Source organism: Streptomyces sp. NPDC110618 (assembly GCF_055657065.1).
This window is the reverse complement of the sequence record NZ_JBVKBN010000003.1, coordinates 473,702-493,415: the sequence shown is the minus strand read 5'-3', so window position 1 is coordinate 493,415 and position 19,714 is coordinate 473,702. Positions and strand designations below refer to the sequence as shown.

Genomic DNA, 19,714 nt, shown 5'->3' with positions numbered 1-19,714 from the left:
GCCGATGGTCGGCGGGAGTGGGAAAGGGGCCCGGCCGGGGGAGGAGGTCTCCCGGCCGGGCGGCACTGGGGGCTACTGGTAGTTCTTCGCGACGTCCTCGGCGAGCTTCTGGCCGTCCTCAAGTGCCTTGTCCACGCTGGTCTTTCCGGCGATGGCGGCGGAGATCTCCTGGGTCACCTTGGTGCCCAGGTCCTGGAACTCGGGGATGGCCACGTACTGCACGCCCACCGTCGGGCGCGGCTGCACACCGGGGTTGGCCGGGTCGGCCTGCTCGATGGACTTCAGCGTGATCTCACCGAACGACGCGGCGGCCTTCTTGTACTCCGGCAGCGCGTACGTGCTGGCCCGCTTGCCGGCCGGGACCCGCGACCAGCCGAGCTTCTCGCCGACCAGCTTCTCGTACTCCTTGCTGGAGGCCCACAGCATGAACTTCGAGGCGGCGTCGGCCTTCTTCGTGGTCTTGGGCATGGCCCACGCCCAGCTCCACAGCCAGCCGCTGCTCTGCGTCTCCACGGTCGGCGCGTACGCGTAGCCGACCTTGCCGGCGATCTTGCTGGAGCTGGGGTCCTCCAGCGAACCGGCCGCGCTGGTCGCGTCGTACCACATGGCGACCTTCTTCTGGCTCATGGCGTTCAGGCACTCGGTGAAGCCGGCCTGGGCCGCGCCCGCCTCGCCGTGCTCGCGCACCAGGTCGACGTAGAAGTTGGTGGCCTTCTTGAACTCCGGGCTGTCGACCTGCGCCTTCCAGTCCTTGGTGAACCAGGTGCCGCCGAAGGTGTTGACCACGGTGGTCAGCGAGGCGCCGAGCTCACCCCAACCCGCCAGGCCGCGCAGGCAGATGCCGCGCATTCCCGGCTCCGCGCGGTCGACCTTGGCCGCGATGTCGGCGATCTGCTGCCAGGTCGGACGCTCGGGCACCTTGATGCCCTTGGCCTCCATGACCTCCTTGTTGTACATGAGCATCGACGACTCGCCGTAGAACGGCAGGGCGTACAGCTTGCCGTCGGTGCCGGACAGCGAGGTGACCATCGGCTTGAGCAGGTCGGCCTTGTCGAACTTGGCATCCTTGTCGGCGTAGGAGCTCAGCTCGTGCAGCCAGCCGTTCTTGTGCCAGATCGGTACCTCGTAGGCGCCGATGGTGGCGACGTCGTACTGGCCGGCCTGGGTGGCGACGTCCTGGGTGACCTTGTCGCGCAGTTCGTTCTCGGGAAGGATCGTGAACTTCACCTCGATGCCGGTCTCCTTGGTGAAGTGGTCCTTCGTCAGCTTGGCGATGTCCTCCATCTGCGGGTTGCCGACCATGAGCACGTTGATGGACTCGCCGTCCCCACCGGAGGTCGAGGAGCCGCCCGCGCCGCTGCAGGCGACGAGCAGGGAGCCCGCTGCCGCGGCGGTGACGGCGACGTGGATCATTCTTCGAGTGCGCATGACTGACTCCAGGGGATGTTTCGGGCGTGCGGAACCAGACCCCCTGACCTACGGGGGTGCGGAAATCGGGGAGTTGACTGCGGCTAGGCCCGGATGACCTCGGGGCCGAGCAGGGAGTAGCGGTGAGCTTCGGAGGCGGGCAGCCCGGTGTCGGTGACGATCGCCTCGAACTGGGTGACCTCGGCGAACCGGCAGAAGCTCGCCACACCGAACTTGGTGTGGACTCCGGAGAAGACCCGGCGCCTGGCGGCCCTGAGCACCTGGGTCTTGACCTCGCTGACGGCGGGGTCGGGGGTGGTGAGCCCGTACTCGCGGGAGATGCCGTTCGCGCCGACGTACGCCAGGTCGATGACGAAGCCGGACAGCATACGGGTCGCCCAGTGGTCGACCGTGGCCAGCGTGCCGCCCCGCACCCGGCCGCCGAGCAGCACCACGGAGATGTTCTCCGCGGACGCCAGGGCACCGGCGGTGGCCAGTGAGGAGGTCACGACGGTCAGCGGCCGGTCGCGGGGGAGCGCGGCGGCGATGAGCTGCGGGGTGTAGCCCTCGTCGATGAAGACCGTCTCGGCGTCGCCCAGCAGCTGTGCCGCCGCCGCGGCGATCCTGGCCTTCTCGGGGACGTGCATGGTGGTGCGGAAGGCGAGCGTGGTCTCGAAGCCCGCGCTCTCCACGGGGTGGGCCCCGCCATGGGTACGGCGGACCAGTCCGTGTCGTTCCAGCAGGTTGAGATCACGTCGCACGGTCTCCCGGGAGACCTTGAGGTCGGCTGCGAGTTCTCCGACATCCACGGATCCAGAACGGCGTGCCGTCTCCAGAATCCCGCGTCTTCGTTCATCGGCGTCCACGGCGACACCTCCGTTTCACGGCTCTGTGCGCGATCCCGCGCCGGTGCTTTCCCGCAACCCGTCCCGTCGGGTTTCGGTGGCCAAATTTCTACCGGCGCCGGCCACTACTGACCAGGTTCGTCGTAGCGCCGCCGATGACCGAATATGCCCGCTTTTCAGGGGGGGAGGCCCAGCGTGAGGCCTCAGCGGGCCCCGGGGCACGGGCGTCTCCTGCCCGCTCGGCCGTGGATCCGTGCCCGAACGCTGCCCGCTTGCGTCTGTCCTGATCCGGTCGGTCGAACGCAACGCGCGTGGACCGGAGTGCCGCACGGGGGAACGCACCCGCCCTCATTGCTCTCTTGCACGGCGACACACCCTGTCCGACCCATCCGATCCATCCGATCTTCAACGACTTCCACGAGCTTCTACGACTCCCACGAGCTCTTACGACTTTCACGAGCTCTTACGACTTTCACGAGCTCTTACGACTTTCACGAGCTCTTACGACTTCCACGAGAAGGGACGCATTGTGCGCCGACGTACGCGTTCACGTACGAACCCCGCCGGACCCGTGATCCTCGCCCTGGCCGCGGCCGGATCCGTCCTGGCCGGACCGCACCCGGCCCTCGCCGCGGAACCGTCGGTACGGGCCGATCTGCGGGCCGACGTGAACCGTGACGGCCGGGTCGACGTCAGCGGCGACACCGACCGGGCGGGCGAGGACACCTGGACCGTCGGGCGCGGGGCGGTCTACCTGCCCAACATCGACGACGACACCAAGCGCTGCCCCGTCAAGGGCGCAGGCGGCAGACCGCTGTCCGACGCCAAGCTCGTGGCCTGCAACGACGCCTCCGACACCAAGGTCAACGGCACCGCCGACACCGCCGACCTGGCCCGTGTGCGCACCGTGCCGATGCCCGACGTGCCCTCCGGCGCCCAGGGGAGCGTCAAGGTCACCACCGGCGCCGAGCACACCCGCGTCTTCCTCAAGCGGGACGGCAAGTGGGTCCTGGTGACCGGCCAAACCCGGCTGAGTGCCGCCGAGTTGCGCTCCGGTGCCGAGTTCGGCGTCGAGGCCACCGACGTCATTCGCGACAGCGCCAAGTGGGACGGCCGCGCCGTCATCCGGCTGAGCGTCACCTCCGGCGGACAGACCACCACCGACTCCGTCACCCTGCGCGTGGCACCGCTGCTGACCCACCATCACCTGCAGAACGCCCAGCAGATGATGGTCACCAAGCTGCGCGGCGCCGGGGACTGGAACGAGATCCAGCGCAAGTTCGTCAAGGACCTGGAGAAGCAGGTCAAGGCGGCCGGTATCACCCGACCACTGGTGACCTTCGAGAAGTACGGCGACATCTGGGCGCAGGACTTCTTCGAGCCCGCCTACGTCAGCATGACCGGGCCGCGCGGACGGCGGCAGACGATGCGCGTGATGCTGCGCTCCGACCAGCCGGGCCGCGAGGCGGGCCGTGAACTCTTCGAGAAGGTGCGCGGCCGGGACATCGGCGTCGTCCAGGCCTTCGACCGGGGCGAGCCGGACGACTGGTCGCTGAACTCCATGGGCAACCTGGAGACCATCCCGCCCTACACCCTCGGCGACCGCTCCTACCCGGCCGGACGGGTCATCCAGGGCTGGCGCAAGGACAGCGGCGAGAGGCCCTCCAAGGCCGTGACCAAGCTGCTCAAGTCGCAGGGCATGCAGGACCCGTTGCTGCTGGACACCTCCTGGCTCGGCGTCGGCCATGTCGACGAGTTCGTGCAGTTCCTGCCCGCCGACACCCCGCGCGGCTGGCGCATCGGCATCGCCGATCCCGACGCCGGGCTCCAACTCCTGCGCGACGCCCAGCGCGACGGCCACGGCCGGACCAAGATGTTCTCCGTGCCGCGCGAACAGGGCATGCCCGCGCCCAGGGAGACCATCGACGAGGCCCTCGCCAACCGCGACCTGCTGGCCGACAACAAGCTGGCCGCCGAACGCATCGCGGCCAACCTGGCGATACTCAAGCGCGAGACCGGCGTCACCGACGACGAGATCGTGCGGGTACCCGCCCTCTACGTCCGTGAACGCCAGCCCGTGGGCGAGCGGGACGGCGTGCCCGTGCCCCGTCTGACCCGGCTCGGAGCCGACACGCCCCTGATGGACCGGCTGGAGGAGCACGGCCAGCAGAAGTGGAGCGCTCGGGGCGAGCAGGGCGAGCGCGCCGCCGCCGAGCCGACCGTGCAGACCAGCGCGTACATTCCCGGCGCCGTCAACGGCATCGTCGTCGCCCGCGACCGCTACCTGGCCCCACGCCAGTGGGGTCCCGTGATCAACGGCAAGGACATCTTCACCGAGGCCGTGACCGACGTGTACCGACGGGCCGGGATGCGGGTGTCGTACCTGGACGACTGGTTCACCTACCACCTCGGGCAGGGCGAGATCCACTGCGGCACGAACACGCTGCGCGACATGTCCGCGCCCTGGTGGGGGTCGCGGAACGGCCTGCCCTGGAGCGGAATCCGGCGCTGAGGGCGGGGCGTCCGACGGGCACGGGCCCGTCGGACGCCCCTGGGCCGTGGAAGAAGCCTCAGAAGAATCCGAGCTTCTTCGGGGAGTAGGACACGAGCAGGTTCTTCGTCTGCTGGTAGTGCTCCAGCATCATCTTGTGCGTCTCACGGCCGATGCCCGAGCCCTTGTAGCCGCCGAACGCCGCGTGCGCCGGGTAGGCGTGGTAGCAGTTCGTCCAGACCCGGCCCGCCTGGATCGCGCGGCCCGCGCGGTAGGCCGTGTTGGCGTCCCGGGTCCACACGCCCGCGCCCAGCCCGTACAGCGTGTCGTTGGCGATCTTGATGGCGTCGTCGAAGTCGTCGAACGAGGTCACCGAGACCACCGGGCCGAAGATCTCCTCCTGGAAGATGCGCATCCGGTTGTGGCCCTCGAAGATCGTCGGCTGGACGTAGTAGCCGCCCTTGAGTTCGCCGTCGTGCTCGATGCGCTCGCCGCCGGTGAGGACCTTCGCGCCCTCCTGCCGGCCGATGTCGAGGTAGGAGAGGATCTTCTCCAACTGGTCGTTGGAGGCCTGCGCGCCGATCATCGTGTCCGTGTCCAGCGGATGCCCGGTCCTGATCCTCTCGGTGCGGGCGATCGCCGCCTCCATGAACTCGGCGTAGTGGCCCCGCTGGACCAGTGCCCGGGACGGGCAGGTGCACACCTCGCCCTGGTTCAGCGCGAACATCGTGAACCCTTCCAGCGCCTTGTCCCGGAAGTCGTCGTCCGCGCGCCAGACGTCCTCGAAGAAGATGTTCGGTGACTTGCCGCCGAGTTCGAGGGTGACCGGGGTGATGTTCTCCGAGGCGTACTGCATGATCAGGCGGCCGGTCGTGGTCTCACCCGTGAACGCCACCTTCGCCACCCGCGGACTCGACGCCAGCGGCTTGCCCGCCTCCACGCCGAAGCCGTTCACCACGTTCACCACACCCGGCGGCAGCAGATCGGCGACCAGGCTCAGCCAGTAGTGGATCGAGGCCGGGGTCTGCTCGGCCGGCTTGAGCACCACCGCGTTGCCCGCCGCCAGCGCCGGGGCCAGCTTCCACGTGGCCATGAGGATGGGGAAGTTCCACGGAATGATCTGCGCGACCACACCCAGCGGCTCGTGGAAGTGGTACGCCACCGTGTCGTCGTCGATCTCGCCGAGCGTGCCCTCCTGCGAGCGGATCGCGCCCGCGAAGTAGCGGAAGTGGTCGATGGCGAGCGGGATGTCGGCCGCCAGCGTCTCCCGCACCGGCTTGCCGTTCTCCCAGCTCTCGGCGACCGCGAGACGCTCCAGGTTCGCCTCCATCCGATCGGCGATCTTGAGCAGGATGTCGGAGCGCTCGGTCGCCGAGGTACGTCCCCAGGCAGGGGCCGCCGCGTGCGCCGCGTCCAGCGCCCGCTCCACGTCCTCCGCCGTACCTCGCGCGATCTCCGTGAACGGCTGCCCGTTCACCGGCGAGGGGTTCTCGAAGTACTGCCCCTTCAGCGGCGGCACGTACTCACCACCGATGAAGTGGTCGTACCGCGCCTGGTAGGAGACGATCGCGCCCTCGGTCCCGGGTGCCGCGTAACGGGTCATGTCGGCCAGCCTCCTCGCAACAGCGCTGCCCGCCGTTGGACAGCTCCTGGCGGGAGGCTAGGGACGGGGACGTTGCAACGACGTTGCGTGTGCGCGGGGGAGAGAGGATCTTGTGCGTGGGGAAGGGCGGAAGGGGAGCGGGATCCGGCGCCGTGGGCGCGCCGCCTACCCCGCGATCCCGCTCAGCTCCTGTTCCAGCGCCGCCAGCCGCGCCCGGACGGCCGCCGTCGGGCGTACGGCGGCCAGGGCGCGCCAAACGTCCAGGTCGTCCTCGCCCCACGGCGCGTGCGCCCAGTCCGCCAGCAGGTCGGGGTCCCGGCGGGCGATCAGCGCCGTCCGGAGCCCGTCCGCGAGCCGCCGTCTGATCCGGGCCACCGCAGGCGCCTGCGAGCCGGGCAGCAGCGGACCCGCGTACGCCGTCGCCGCGGCGCTGACCGCGCCCACGGCCAACCGCCGCTCCACGACGGCGACATCGGACTCGACCGGCGCGGTGAGCCGGTACGGTCGCGAGGCCAGCAGCCCCGGCCCGAGGATCCGCCGCAGCCGCGCCAGCTCCGCCCGCAGCGTCACCGGTGTGACCGTCTCGTCCTCGTACAGCGCGCACAGCAGCTCGTCCCCGGTCAGTCCCTCCGGATGGCGGGCGAGCAGCACCAGGATCTCGCTGTGCCGTCGGCTGAGCCGGATCCGGCGGCCACCGGTGACCAGGTGTGCCTCGTCCCGGCCCAGGGCGGACAGCTCGTGCCGGTCCTCCGTCGGGCCCGCCGGGGCGAGCAGCGCCAGCTGGGACTCCGCCGCCCGCGCCACGGCCTGTACGAAGCCCAGGCTGTGCGGATGGGCCAGACCGTCGCCGCCGGTGATGTCCACCGCCCCGAGCACCCGCCCGGTCCGCGGATCGTGGACCGGCGCCGCCGCGCACGTCCACGGCTGCACCCGCCGGATGAAGTGCTCGGCCGCGAACACCTGCACCGGCCGGTCGACCGCCACCGCCGTGCCCGGCGCGTTCGTCCCGACCGCCGCCTCCGACCACCGCGCCCCGGGCACGAAGTTCATCCGCCCCGCCCGCTGCCGAGTCGTGGCGTGCCCCTCGACCCACAGCAGTCTGCCGTGCTCGTCGCACACCGCGAGCAGATGCTCCCCGTCCGCCGCGAACGAGCCCATCAGCTCCCTGATCAGGGGCATCACCCGGGCCAGCGGATGCTCCGCGCGGTAGGCGCCGAGGTCACCGTCGGCCAGCTCCACACTCGCCGTGCCGTCCGGCCCGACCCCCGCTCTCGCGGAACGCCGCCAGGAGTCGGCCACCACGGAGCGCACCGGCTGCGGCACGGTGCCCGCCGCGGTGAACGTCTCATGCGCGCGGCGCAGCACCCGCGCACGCTCGGCAGGGTCGGCCCCCGGCTCCAGGGCCACCCACGGATCGGTCAACTCGGCCTCCCGGGACGCGATGCGGCTGGGGGACATCGTCACTCCGGGTATACGCGCTGACAACCGTTTCGACGTCGGTCACCCGAACGACGGGCCGCTCGCCTCGAACACGGGGCCGTTGCCGCCCTCGCCATCACATGGCCGCCTCCACGAGTGTCATGTAGCGCTCCCAGTCCCAGTGCGGCCCGGGATCGGTGTGGTCGGTGCCGGGCACTTCGTGGTGTCCGATGATGTGCCTCCTGTCCGTCGGGATGCCGTGCCGGGCGCAGATCGCCGCGGTCAGCGCGGCCGAACGCCTGTACAGGGCACCGGTGAAATAGCCGGGCTCGTCCACCCAGCCCTCGTGTTCGATGCCGATGCTGCGTGTGTTGTGCTCCCAGTCGCCCGCGTGCCAGGCCACGTCCGCCTCGCGGACGCACTGCGCCACATGTCCGTCGCCGGAGCGGACGACGTAGTGCGCGGACACCTTCTTCCTCGGGTTCCGGAAGACGTTGAGGGTCTGGGAGTAGCGGGTCTGGGTGACATGGATGATGACGAGGTCGATGCTGTACTGCGCGGGTCGGCGGGCCCGGGTGTAGTTCGCGGCGCTCGCCGGCTGCCACTCGGCGGTGGGGTGGTCGGGAGCCTGGACGTGCGCGCCCGCCCGCGGCCACGGGAGCAGGGCGTAGGGCACGGCGGCGAGGGCTGCGCCCCGCAACAGCCGGCGTCTGCTGGTCAGTGATCGTGCCCGTTCCATACGGGTGGTGCCTCTCGGTCGGTGATCGGGGAGCGGGGGCCCTCGCGTGAATCACCGTACGTCGGGGAGGGGTTGGGCGGGGGCGACGATCAAGTTCCGTGGACGGGTCGTGGGTTGTGGACAACTCGGGCACTCGTGTGGGTGAGTGCTTGAGTGGGCTCCAGCCCTTCACACCCTCGCGGCAACTCCCGCCGGATCGTCCAGCACCCCGCGCACCACCCAGTGCGCGGCCCCCAGCAGCGGCCCCTCGGAGCCGAGCCGTGACACGGCCACCGGACAGGCCGGACCCGCTGTCCGTCCCGCCAACTCCGCCTCCAGCGACGGCAACAGCCACGGCGCCAGCCCGGCCAGTGCCCCGCCGAGCACCACGCTGTCGGGGTCCAGCAGATTCACCGCGCCGGTCAGGGCGATGCCGAGCGCGGACCCGGCGTCGTGCAGCGCCCCGCGTACCTTCGGATCCCCGTCGGCCGCCCGCCCCGCGAGCAGCCCGACGCGGTCCTCGCCGGGCTCCAGCCCGGCCGCCCGCAGGACGGCCTCCTCGCCGGCGTACTGCTCCAGGCAGCCCCGGCCCCCGCACGGACACGCGGGCCCCTCCGGCCGGACCGGCACATGACCCAGTTCGCCCGCGAATCCCCGGGTGCCGCGCAGCAGTTGTCCCTCCACCACGACGGCGGCACCGATGCCGATCTCCGCCGACACATGCAGGAAGTCGCGGGGGGTGCTGTCGCCGAGCCAGAGTTCGGCCAGGGCGCCGAAGTTCGCCTCGTTGTCCACGGTGAGCGGCACATCGTCCGGCAGCAGCGCCCCGAGGTCGACGTCGTGCCATTCGAGGTTGGGCGCGCGCACGACCGTACGGCCGTCGCGGGCCACCAGACCGGGCACGGCCACCGCGAGCCCCGCGGGCCGCAGCCCCTCCGACTCCGCCTCCGCGACGACCCGTCGCACCAGCTCGGTCAGCTCACGGACCACCGGTTCCGCCGCGCGTCCCCGGTTGGCGCCGTGCCGTACGGCCCGTGCCCGTATCGACCCGCGCAGATCGACCGCGCACACCGCGAGGTGGTCGACGCCGATCTCCGCGCCGATACCGGCCGGGCCGTGCGCGCTGACCGCGAGGGCCGAGCCGGGCCTGCCCACGCGGCCGGGCCGCTCCGGGCCCAGCTCCTCGATGAGGCCGGAGCGGATCAGCTCGTCCACGAGGGTGGACACCGCGGCACGGGTGAGGCCGATCCGGGAGGCGACGGCCGCACGGGAGAGGGTCCCCTCCGCGCTGACGGTGTGCATCACCCGCGCCAGGTTGCGGCGGCGCATGCCCTGCTGGGTGTCGGGCAGCGCGCGGCCGGGACGGGGCGGCTGGGGCTCGTGCAGCGGTGCGGTCATGCCTCCGTCAGTCCTCGGTCGGTGTGTGGGTCGCCGCGCCCCGTTCACCGGGCGCGCGGCACCCGCTCCAGCAGTGGGGCCGCGTCGGAGAGTACCCCGGCGATCCGCGCCAGGGCCGCCTCGTCCCGCTCCACGGCCTCCAGCACCGGGCCGGCGGCGGTGTTCCAGCGCCGGGCGACCGCGGCCGGGTCCTCGCCGGTGAGCAGGCCGGCCGCCTGCGCCGCGGCGCCCAGCGCCACCAGTTCCTTGGCCTCGGGCACCTGCACGGGACGGCCCGACAGCCTGCGCACGGTCTCCTGCCAGGCCGTGCCGCGCGCCCCTCCGCCGATCAGCAGCAGGGGAGCCGAGCGGTCCGCGTCCGCATCTAGGACCAGGTCCAGGGCGCCGAGCAGGGAGTGCACGGCGCCGTCGTAGGCGGCCTGGAGGAGCTGACCGGGGGTCGTGTCGTGGCGCAGGCCGACCAGCAGTCCGGAGGCGGCCGGCAGGTTCGGGGTGCGCTCGCCGTCCAGGAAGGGCAGGAACGTGACCTCGGTGGTGGGCTCCACCGCCTCCCGGTCCAGGCCGAGCAGCGCCGCCACCCGGTCCACCGCAAGGGTGCAGTTCAGCGTGCAGGCGAGCGGCAGCCAGTCGCCGTGCGCGTCGGCGAAGCCCGCGACCGTGCCCGACGGGTCGGCGGGGCGGTGCCTGGACACGGCGTACACCGTGCCGGAGGTGCCGAGGCTGAGCACCGGGGTGCCCGGGCGCAGGCCCAGACCGAGAGCGGCGGCGGCGTTGTCGCCGGTACCGGGGGCGACCAGGGTGCCCTTGGAGAACGGCAGGTCGTGGTGCTCGCGCACGGTGCCCGCGACCTCTCCGGGGCGGACCACACGGGGCAGGAACGCCGGGTCGAGGCCCACGTGCGCCAGGGTCTCCTCGTCGTACGCCTCGGTCCCGGACGCCCACCAGCCGGTGCCGGAGGCGTCGCCGCGGTCGGTCGTGCCCTGGCCGGTCAGCCGCTCGGTGAGGTAGTCGTGCGGGAGCCGTACCGCCTTGGTGGCGTGGACGGACTCCGGCTCGTGCTCGGCCAGCCACGCCCACTTCGTCACCGTGAAGGAGGCGCCGGGCACGCTGCCGGTGCGCTCCGCCCAGGCCTTCGGGCCGCCCAGCTCGTCGACGAGACTGCGGGCCTGGGGCGCGGAGCGGACGTCGTTCCAGAGCAGGGCCGGGCGGACCGGCTCACCGCGCTCGTCCAGCGTGACCAGACCGTGCTGCTGGCCGCCGATCGACACGGCCGCCGCCTCGCGCGCCGCTTCACCGCACTGGCGCAGCGCCTCGCACAGGGCGTCCCACCACTGGCGGGGGTCGGACTCGCGGCCCGCCCCGGAGGACACCGTGTGCGGGGCCTGGCCACTGGCCACGACCCGTCCGGTGGCCGCGTCCACGACGAGGGCCTTGGTGGACTGGGTGGACGTGTCCACGCCGACGACGAGCGGTCCTTCGGCTGCTGACATCGGGGCTCTCCTTGTTGCGGCTCGGTCTGCGCCGACTGGCGGCGGCGGGGTGCGGGGGTGCCCCGCGTGGGGCACGTCTCTCGTCCGGGGACACCTGTTCTCTTCCCAGGGACGCGTCGGCATACTAATTTGTAAACGGCCATGACGAAATAGCCGTGAGGGAGCCGGAACGGCTTCAGGCGCCCCGCGGGCGACCGACCCACCCAACGGCAGCAAGCAATACGCAGCAAGCAATACGCAGCAGGCAAGGAGCCGCGGCATGAACTACCAGCCCACCCCCGAGGACAGGTTCACCTTCGGCCTGTGGACCGTCGGCTGGCAGGGACGGGACCCCTTCGGCGACGCCACCCGCCGGGCCCTCGACCCCGTCGAGACGGTGCAGCGCCTGGCCGAGCTCGGCGCCTACGGCGTCACCTTCCACGACGACGACCTGATCCCCTTCGGGTCCTCCGACACCGAGCGCGAGGCGCACATCAAGCGTTTCCGCCAGGCCCTGGACGCCACCGGCATGACCGTGCCGATGGCCACCACGAACCTCTTCACACACCCCGTCTTCAAGGACGGCGCCTTCACCGCCAACGACCGCGACGTACGCCGCTACGCCCTGCGCAAGACGATCCGCAACATCGACCTGGCGGTGGAGCTGGGCGCCAGGACCTACGTCGCCTGGGGCGGCCGCGAGGGCGCCGAGTCCGGCGCCGCCAAGGACGTGCGCGTCGCGCTCGACCGCATGAAGGAAGCCTTCGACCTGCTCGGCGAGTACGTCACCGCCCAGGGCTACGACCTGCGCTTCGCCATCGAGCCCAAGCCGAACGAGCCGCGCGGCGACATCCTGCTGCCCACCGTCGGCCACGCGCTCGCCTTCATCGAGCGCCTGGAGCGCCCGGAGCTGTACGGCGTCAACCCGGAGGTCGGCCACGAGCAGATGGCCGGACTGAACTTCCCGCACGGCATCGCCCAGGCCCTGTGGGCGGGCAAGCTCTTCCACATCGACCTCAACGGCCAGTCCGGCATCAAGTACGACCAGGACCTGCGCTTCGGCGCCGGCGATCTGCGCGCCGCGTTCTGGCTCGTCGACCTGCTGGAGAGCGCGGGCTACGCGGGCCCGAAGCACTTCGACTTCAAGCCGCCGCGCACCGAGGACCTGGACGGCGTGTGGGCGTCGGCCGCGGGCTGCATGCGTAACTACCTGATCCTCAAGGAGCGCGCCGCGGCCTTCCGCGCCGACCCGGAGGTCCAGGAGGCGCTGCGGGCCTCGCGCCTGGACGAGCTGGCCCAGCCCACGGCCGCCGACGGCCTCGACGCCCTGCTCGCCGACCGCGCCGCGTTCGAGGACTTCGACGCCGAGGTGGCCGCCGCGCGCGGCATGGCCTTCGAGCGGCTCGACCAGCTGGCCATGGACCACCTCCTGGGGGCGCGCGGCTGACGGCGGACCACCTTGAGGGGGCGTGCGGCTGAGGGCGGACCACCTTGAGGGGGCGTGCGGCTGAGGGCGGACCACCTTGAGGGGGCGTGCGGCTGAGGGCGGACCACCTTCAGGGGGCGTGCGGCTGAGGACGGACTCCTTGAGGGGGTGTGCGGCTGAGCGGGCACGCGCGCGTACGGTCCCGCGCGCGGGGCGCTACGAGCGGGTGAGCGTCTCGTGCGCGGGGCCGTGCTTCGGTGCATACGGCGGAACCGTGCGGTCCGTGACATGGGCCGGTACCAACTGCCGCGACTGGCTCGCACGAGCCCCGTCGGGAGGTGACCCTGGGAGGTATGGCCATCCCGCCCGTACCTCCCCAGCCGCCCGGTACGCCGGGTGACACGCCGCCCCCGGGCGGCGGATACGGACCACCGCCCAACGGCTTCGGGCCGCCGCCCGACGACGGCTCACCCACCTACGGCGGCCCGCCGCCCGAGGGCCCGAGGCGGCGGGGACTTCTCCTCGCCCTGCTCGCGGTGCTCGTGGCGGGCGCGGCCGTCGCCCTGGTGGTGCTGCTCAACTCGGGGAGCGACGACCCGAAGTCGCCCTCCCCCAGCAGCGAGAGCGCGTCCCCGAAGCCGTCCTTCAGCATCCCGACCGAGCTGCCCAGCAGACTGCCGAGCGAACTGCCCTCGTCCCTTCCGTCGGAGCTGCCGAGCGGGCTCCCCAGCGAACTGCCGAGCGACCTGCCCAGTGACATCGAGTCGCTGCTGCCGGACATCGGCGACGTGGAACTGCCCTGAGCACGGCGCCACGCGCGTGTGGCGCCCCGCTCATCCCTCGGCCGGCCCCCCTGCCGAGGCCAGTGCCGTGGCCGGGTCCTGTGCCGGACCCGCGGCCGGCACCCAGTGGCCCCGCTCCTTGCGGTACGGCCACCAGCGGCCGTCGCGCCCCAGCCGTACCTGGGCCGGGGCGCCGACCGCCGTCCACCGGTTGCTCCTCGCCCGCAGCGTCGGCCGCTCCTCCTCGTCCCAGGCCGCGTCCAGTGCCGCACGCGCGCGTGCCAGCGCTTCCCCGGTCACGGCCCACTCCTCCTCCAGTACGGCGAGCCCGGGCGCTCCGCCGAGCCGCCAGGCCCGTACGGCCAGGTCCAACTGCTCCCGGTCGCGCCCCGAACCCTCGGCGAGGCGCTCGGCCACGGCCGGGTCGGGAGCGCCTAGGGCGAGCCGGACCGCGTCCCGCGCGAGCGGGATGTCCTCCGCGCGGGAGTGCGGGTCCGCGCGCAGGGCGTCCACGAGCAGGCGGTGGGCCTCCGCCGCGGTGCGCGCGGCGAGGTACTCCAGGGCGGCGGGGTCGGTGCCCGCCGGGGGAGGGGTCTCCGTGTCGAGCGAGGGCGGCACCCCCGGCTCCTCGGGCAGTTCCGGGAGGTCCGGCAGCGGCGGCAGGATGTCCCCGGCCGCGAACGCCTCCGCCGCGTCCACGCCCTCCGGCTCGGATACCGCCTCGGCCGGAGCGGCGCCGCGTGCGCTGCGGGCCTGAAGGTCCTCCAGCAGGGCTTTCTCGCTCCGTCCCCGCAACAGCAGCAGCACGAAGGGGTCATGGTCCAGCAGCCGCGCCACCTGGTAGCACAGGGCTGCCGTGTGCGCGCAGTGGTCCCATGCCCCGCAGTCGCACTCGGCCTGCAGTTCGCCCATGCCCGGTAGCAACTCGACGCCGGTGACCGCGGCGTCCTCGACCAGGTGCGGCGGCATGTCACGGTCCAGCAGCGCCGCCACATGCCCGGCCCGCTCGGCCGTCATGCCCAGGAACCGGTCCCACTGGTCCTCGGACAGCTCCTCCAGCAGGACGTCGGCGCGGTGGTGGGTGCGGTCGCGGTCCTGGACCACGGCCGTGACGCGTCCCGGGCGCACCGACACCGCGCCCACACCGCCCGCGCGGGCGAGCCTGCGGCCCGCCTTGAGCTGTTCGTTGTCCAGCGCGGAGTCCTCCAGCGCCTTGAGCCACGCCAGACCCCACCAGGTCCGCGCGAATCCCTTCCCCCGCGCGGGCGGCAGCGCCGCGAACGTGCGCTCCAGGCTCTCGTCACCGTCGTAGCGATTCATCGCGCGCCCCCTCGCAGCTCCACCAGATCGGCCAGTTCCGCGTCCGTCAGTTCCGTCAGCGCCGCCTCCCCGGAGCCCAGCACGGCATCCGCCAACTCCTTCTTGCGGGTGAGCATGGCGGCGATGCGGTCCTCGACGGTCCCCTCGGCGATCAGCCGGTGCACCTGCACGGGCCGCGTCTGACCGATCCGGTACGCGCGGTCCGTGGCCTGCGCCTCCACGGCCGGGTTCCACCAGCGGTCGTAGTGCACGACATGCTCGGCCCGCGTGAGGTTCAGCCCCGTCCCCGCCGCCTTCAACGACAGCAGGAACACGGGCACTTCACCGTCCTGGAACCGGCGCACCAGCTCCTCCCGCTCGGCGATCGGCGTACCGCCGTGCAGGAACTGGGCGTGCACCCCGCGCTCCGCCAGGTGCCGCTCGATGAGGCGGCCCATGCGCACGTACTGGGTGAAGACCAGAACCCCCGCCTCCTCGGCGAGGATCGTGTCCAGGAGTTCGTCCAGGAGCTCCAGCTTCCCGGAGCGTCCGGCGATCCTGGGCCGCTCCTCCTTGAGGTACTGCGCCGGGTGGTTGCAGATCTGCTTCAGGCCTGTCAGCAGCTTCACGATCAGCCCGCGCCGCGCCATGCTGTCGGCCTCGGCGATCTCCGCGAGCGTCTCGCGCACCACCGCCTCGTACAGCGCGGCCTGCTCCGCGGTGAGCGACACCGCACGGTCCGTCTCGGTCTTCGGCGGGAGCTCCGGCGCGATGCCCGGGTCCGACTTGCGGCGGCGCAGCAGGAAGGGGCGGACCAGGCGGGCGAGCCGTTCGGCGGCGGCCGGGTCCTGACCGCCCTCGACGTCCTGCGCGTAGCGCGTGCGGAAGGTGCCGAGCCGGCCGAGCAGTCCCGGTGTCGTCCAGTCGAGGATCGCCCACAGCTCCGAGAGGTTGTTCTCCACCGGAGTGCCGGTCAGCGCGACACGCGCGCGTGCGCCGATGGAACGCAGCTCCCGCGCGGTCGCCGAGTAGGGGTTCTTCACGTGCTGTGCCTCGTCGGCCACCACCATGCCCCACCGCACCTCGCCGAGCCGGGGCGCGTCCAGGCGCATCGTGCCGTACGTGGTGAGCACGAACTCCCCGTCGGCTAGGCCCTCCAGGTCGCGCCGGGAGCCGTGGAAGCGCCGGACGGGCGTGCCCGGGGCGAACTTCTCTATCTCGCGCTGCCAGTTGCCCATCAGCGACGTCGGGCACACCACCAGCGTGGGACCGGCCGAGGAGTCGTCGGTCTGCCGGTGCAGATGCAGCGCGATAAGCGTGATGGTCTTGCCGAGCCCCATGTCGTCGGCGAGGCAGCAGCCCAGGCCGACGGAGGTCATCCGCGCCAGCCAGTTCAGGCCCCGCCGCTGGTAGTCGCGCAGAGTGGCGGCGAGGGCCGCGGGCTGCGGCACCGGCTCCTGCGCCTCGGGGTCGGCGAGCCGCTCCCGCAGGGCCGCCAGCCATCCGGTGGGCCGCACCTCGACCCGGCGGCCCTCCACCTCCGCCGAACCCGTCAGGGCCGCGCCGAGCGCGTCCACGGGTGTCACCTTGCGGTCCTGCCGCGCGCGGGCCCGGCGCACCTCGTCGGGGTCGACCAGGACCCACTGGTCGCGCAGCCGGACCAGGGGCCGGTTGGCCTCGGCGAGACGGTCGAGGTCGGAGCGGCTGAGCTGCCGCCCGCCCAGCGCGAACCGCCAGTCGAAGGAGAGCAGCGCGTCGGCGGACAGGAACGACGGCGTGTCGGCGGTCAGCCCGGAAGGGCCGTCATCGTCGGGCGGGCCGACCACCGCGTGGGCGGTCAGTTCCCGGGCGAGCTGCCGTGGCCAGTGCACGTCGACGCCGGCGGCGGCCAGCGCCCGGGCGCCCGCGGAGAGCAGGTCGGTGACCTCCTCGTCGGCCAGCTCCACGGCATCCGGTACGGCGGCCGACAGCAAGGGGGCCAGCGGCGGCCACGCGCGTACAGCGCGTCGCAGCGCCAGCAGGGTGTCCATCGTCGCGCGGGGACCGAAGCCGGTGGTCCCGGCCCACACCTGCGCGGCGTCGGCGACCAGCGCCTGATCGGTCACCCCGTGCACCTGGAGCACGGCACGGAAGGCGGGCGCCGGATCCAGCGTGTCGGCCTCTTCGGTCAGGCCGGGGACCTCGACGCGCAGCGACAGGCGCACCCCGGCGTCGTGGCCCGCGGCGACATCGGCCGCCCACGCGCGGTGCTCGGGCAGGTGCTGAGGGTCCGGTGCGGCGTAGGCGGGAGCGCCGGTCACGAGCGGTGCCGCCGAGGTGCGCGGCAGGGTGTCCGCCACGGCGTCCAGGAAGGCGCGGAGCAGGTGCTCGGGATCGGGCAGCCGCAACGGGCCCGTGGCGGTGAGCGGCACGGCGTGCGCCTCGGGCGGCATCGCCGCGGCCAGTCGGCGTACCCGCTCGATGTCCGCACGGCTCAGAGGACCCATGCGCCAGGCGTCGTGGTCCGAGGGGGACAGGCCGGGCAACAGCAGCCCGCGCGCCGCGAGTTGCAGCGCCAGCACGGCCGCCGCGCCCCAGAACGCGCACGCGCGATGCGCCTCGCCCGCGGCGCGGGCACGGAGCAGGACCGGCAGCGCGGCGCGTACGGGCAGCAGTACGGCCGGAACGCCCACCCGCTCGACGCCCCCGTCGCCGGGCACGGCCACGGTCAGGTGCTCGGCCGATCCGCCCATGACGGCGGGCGGGGTGTCGGCGTCGGGGTGCCAGAAGGCAACCCTGCCGGTGCGGGCGGGATCGCCGGGTACGAAGACGGTGGAGCAGCGGGCTAGTTCGTGGAGGTCGGAGCGGGGTGCCGGGAGAGCCGTCTGCACAGGAATGGCGTATTCCTCAAATTTGACTACTGGGCTGAGTCGCCGAGGGTACAGCACGTCCGGCCCGGATCCGGCATGGCAGGACTGTGTTCCGTGTCACGCCCGTGGGAGGGTGGGGGCACGCGGGAGCACCAGTAGGGGGCACACCTCAGGGGCGTCTCAGGGTCGCGGACAGGAACCGCGGGAAGCGCGGGTCCGTTTTGAGAGCAGAGAGCGGCAGTGCGCCGCGGAGGAGGCGACAGACATGACGAGGAACCAGAAGATCGCCGCAGGGGGTGCGGCGGTCGGCATCATTCTGCTCATCTGGCTGCCCTGGTGGGCAGCGCTCCTGATCATCCTGGGCGTCCCGGCCGCCGCGTACCTCGCACTCGACCCCTCGCAGCGCCGCAGGCTGCGCCGCGCGGGCCGCAAGGAGCTCGGCCGCTGAGGCGGCGGAGGCCCTGCCCCTCGGCCGGGCCTCTTCCGCCCCTCACCGGCTACCGGAGGGCGCGGGAGTCGAGCCCCCTCACCGGCTACCGGAGGGCGCGGGAGTAGACCCCCGCACCGATTACCGGAGGGTGCAGGAGTTGACGACGTCCCCGCCGTCCACCGGCCTGGCGACGGTCCGGTCCGCCAGCGGGCGTGCGCCCCGCTCCACCCAGGCGACCAACGTGTCGAAGGCCGACCGATAGCAGGGCAGGATCGGCCGCAGCCGGTCGGGGTGACTGTCGTAGAGCCCGTCCACATGAGTGCCGCCCGCGATCGTGTAGTACCGGTGCAGCCGGGACCTGCCCACGGCGCCGGTCATGCGGTCGTACACATCCGAGTCGGCCGCCTTCGGCAGCAGCGCGTCCAGGTCGCCGTGCAGGGTGATCAGTGGCTTGCCGATCCGCCCGGTGAGCGCGACCCGGGCCACCGCGCGATGGACGGAGGCGGGCCGGGAGGCGTAGTCGTAGGCCGCGTCCTCGGCGCAGGGGGCGAGGATCCGCTCCGGGGTGCTGCCTGCGGACGGGCCGGGGCAGCCGGGAGCGTACGTCGGATCGAACTCGGCGCGGTAGATCTTCTGCGTGACACCCCAGTAGGCCTTCTCGTGGTAGGGCCACAGGAATTCCGAGCCGCGCGCGAAGCCCGCCGCGTACAGGTCCTCGTCCCCGGCCTCGCCCAGGGTGCGGGCCACGGTCGCGGGCAGGGAGGTCAGCAGGTTCGGGCCGTGCGGGGTCCACAGCGTCCCCTCCCAGTCCACGCCCCCGTCGTACAGCTCCGGACGGTTCTCCAACTGCCAGCGCGTGAGGTAACCGCCGTTGGAGACACCGGTGATGTACGTGCGACTCGGGGAGCGCCCGTACCGCTGGGCCACGGCCTTGCGGGCCGCGCGGGTGAGCTGGGTGGTCCGGGCGTTCCACTCGGCCACCGCGTCACCGGGCCGGACGCCGTCCCGGTAGAAGTCGACGCCGTTGTTGCCCTTGTCGGTCGCCGCGTACGCGTAACCCTGGGCGAGCACGTGGTCGGAGATGGCCTTGTCCGTCGCGTACTGGCGCCGCGTGCCCGGTGCCCCGGTGACGACCAGCCCGCCGTTCCAGCGGTCCGGGAGCCGGAGGACGAACTGCGCGTCGTGATTCCAGCCGTGCGTGGTGTTGAAGCGTGAGGAGTCCGGGAAGTACCCGTCGACCTGAATGCCCGGCACCCCGGACGGTACGCGGGTCCCGGCCGCCGTCAGTCCGGCCTGGTCGGCGAGATCGGTGTAGGGGGTGCCGGCGAGCCCGGTCGTGGTCAAGTCACCGAGACAGGCGCTCTGTTGGAATGCCGCGCCCGGCACACGGATCTGATGCCGACGCGCGCAGTGTTCCTCTCCGGCTGCGGCGCTGGCGGTGGGAGCGGGCCACACGAGTGCCGACGCGAGCAGGGCGGTCACGGCGAGAGGGGCACCTCGGGACAAGCGCATTGTGGCCTCCAGAGCACAGGGGAATATGTCGACAGGGCGACAACGGGAGGGAGTGGGGCGGAGCCG

The 19,714-nt window shown here is 72.5% G+C and carries 14 protein-coding genes; 4 read left to right on the top strand and 10 right to left on the bottom strand.

The genetic code is table 11. The annotated features are described in order from the left end of the window. Positions 1–72: 72 nt before the first annotated feature. A complete protein-coding gene (locus tag ACZ7L7_RS08710; protein ID WP_285512431.1) occupies positions 73–1,428 on the bottom strand; it encodes an ABC transporter substrate-binding protein in 1,356 nt (451 codons plus the stop codon). A gap of 83 nt (positions 1,429–1,511) precedes the next feature. After that, on the bottom strand, positions 1,512–2,273 hold the full coding sequence (locus tag ACZ7L7_RS08705; protein ID WP_285512430.1) for a DeoR/GlpR family DNA-binding transcription regulator: 762 nt from the start codon (positions 2,271–2,273) through the stop codon (positions 1,512–1,514). A 508-nt stretch (positions 2,274–2,781) separates the two neighbouring features. Here ACZ7L7_RS08705 and ACZ7L7_RS08700 point away from each other — a divergent pair. Then, positions 2,782–4,764 (top strand): protein-arginine deiminase domain-containing protein, encoded by a 1,983-nt coding sequence (locus tag ACZ7L7_RS08700; RefSeq protein WP_472075363.1) that lies wholly within the window; start codon positions 2,782–2,784, stop codon positions 4,762–4,764. Between the two features lie 58 nt (positions 4,765–4,822). On the opposite strand, the gene exaC is transcribed toward ACZ7L7_RS08700, so the two are convergent. The 5 genes from exaC to xylB all read right to left on the bottom strand — a co-directional run bounded on the left by exaC (position 4,823) and on the right by xylB (position 11,371). Further along, positions 4,823–6,346 (bottom strand): acetaldehyde dehydrogenase ExaC, encoded by a 1,524-nt coding sequence (exaC, locus tag ACZ7L7_RS08695; RefSeq protein WP_093720922.1) that lies wholly within the window; start codon positions 6,344–6,346, stop codon positions 4,823–4,825. A gap of 165 nt (positions 6,347–6,511) precedes the next feature. Beyond that, positions 6,512–7,804, bottom strand: coding sequence for a GAF domain-containing protein (locus ACZ7L7_RS08690; protein ID WP_285512428.1), 1,293 nt, complete (start codon positions 7,802–7,804; stop codon positions 6,512–6,514). A gap of 97 nt (positions 7,805–7,901) precedes the next feature. Further along, positions 7,902–8,504 (bottom strand): N-acetylmuramoyl-L-alanine amidase, encoded by a 603-nt coding sequence (locus ACZ7L7_RS08685; protein WP_453608330.1) that lies wholly within the window; start codon positions 8,502–8,504, stop codon positions 7,902–7,904. A gap of 168 nt (positions 8,505–8,672) precedes the next feature. Then, positions 8,673–9,881, bottom strand: a complete 1,209-nt coding sequence (locus ACZ7L7_RS08680; protein ID WP_472075361.1) for an ROK family protein — start codon at positions 9,879–9,881, stop codon at positions 8,673–8,675. A 44-nt stretch (positions 9,882–9,925) separates the two neighbouring features. After that, entirely contained in the window at positions 9,926–11,371 is a 1,446-nt protein-coding gene (xylB, locus tag ACZ7L7_RS08675) for a xylulokinase (RefSeq protein WP_472075359.1), read from the bottom strand. Positions 11,372–11,630: 259 nt separating this feature from the next. On the opposite strand from xylB, the gene xylA reads away from it, so the two are divergent. Then, positions 11,631–12,797: a xylose isomerase gene (gene xylA / locus ACZ7L7_RS08670; RefSeq protein ID WP_453608339.1), complete on the top strand. Its 1,167-nt coding sequence runs from the start codon at positions 11,631–11,633 to the stop codon at positions 12,795–12,797. A gap of 332 nt (positions 12,798–13,129) precedes the next feature. Next, positions 13,130–13,579, top strand: coding sequence for a hypothetical protein (locus ACZ7L7_RS08665; RefSeq protein ID WP_285512423.1), 450 nt, complete (start codon positions 13,130–13,132; stop codon positions 13,577–13,579). Positions 13,580–13,609: 30 nt separating this feature from the next. On the opposite strand, the gene ACZ7L7_RS08660 is transcribed toward ACZ7L7_RS08665, so the two are convergent. Both ACZ7L7_RS08660 and ACZ7L7_RS08655 read right to left on the bottom strand, forming a co-directional pair. Next, positions 13,610–14,878, bottom strand: a complete 1,269-nt coding sequence (locus tag ACZ7L7_RS08660; RefSeq protein WP_285512422.1) for an SWIM zinc finger family protein — start codon at positions 14,876–14,878, stop codon at positions 13,610–13,612. Further along, positions 14,875–17,727: a DEAD/DEAH box helicase gene (locus tag ACZ7L7_RS08655; protein WP_472075357.1), complete on the bottom strand. Its 2,853-nt coding sequence runs from the start codon at positions 17,725–17,727 to the stop codon at positions 14,875–14,877. Before ACZ7L7_RS08655 ends, ACZ7L7_RS08660 begins: the two co-directional genes overlap by 4 nt. 244 nt (positions 17,728–17,971) lie before the next feature. On the opposite strand from ACZ7L7_RS08655, the gene ACZ7L7_RS08650 reads away from it, so the two are divergent. Then, positions 17,972–18,154 carry a hypothetical protein gene (locus ACZ7L7_RS08650; RefSeq protein ID WP_093720913.1) on the top strand — a complete coding sequence of 61 codons (183 nt, stop codon included), beginning with the start codon at positions 17,972–17,974 and terminating at the stop codon, positions 18,152–18,154. A gap of 120 nt (positions 18,155–18,274) precedes the next feature. On the opposite strand, the gene ACZ7L7_RS08645 is transcribed toward ACZ7L7_RS08650, so the two are convergent. Then, entirely contained in the window at positions 18,275–19,648 is a 1,374-nt protein-coding gene (locus ACZ7L7_RS08645) for a tannase/feruloyl esterase family alpha/beta hydrolase (protein WP_472075355.1), read from the bottom strand. Positions 19,649–19,714 lie beyond the last annotated feature (66 nt).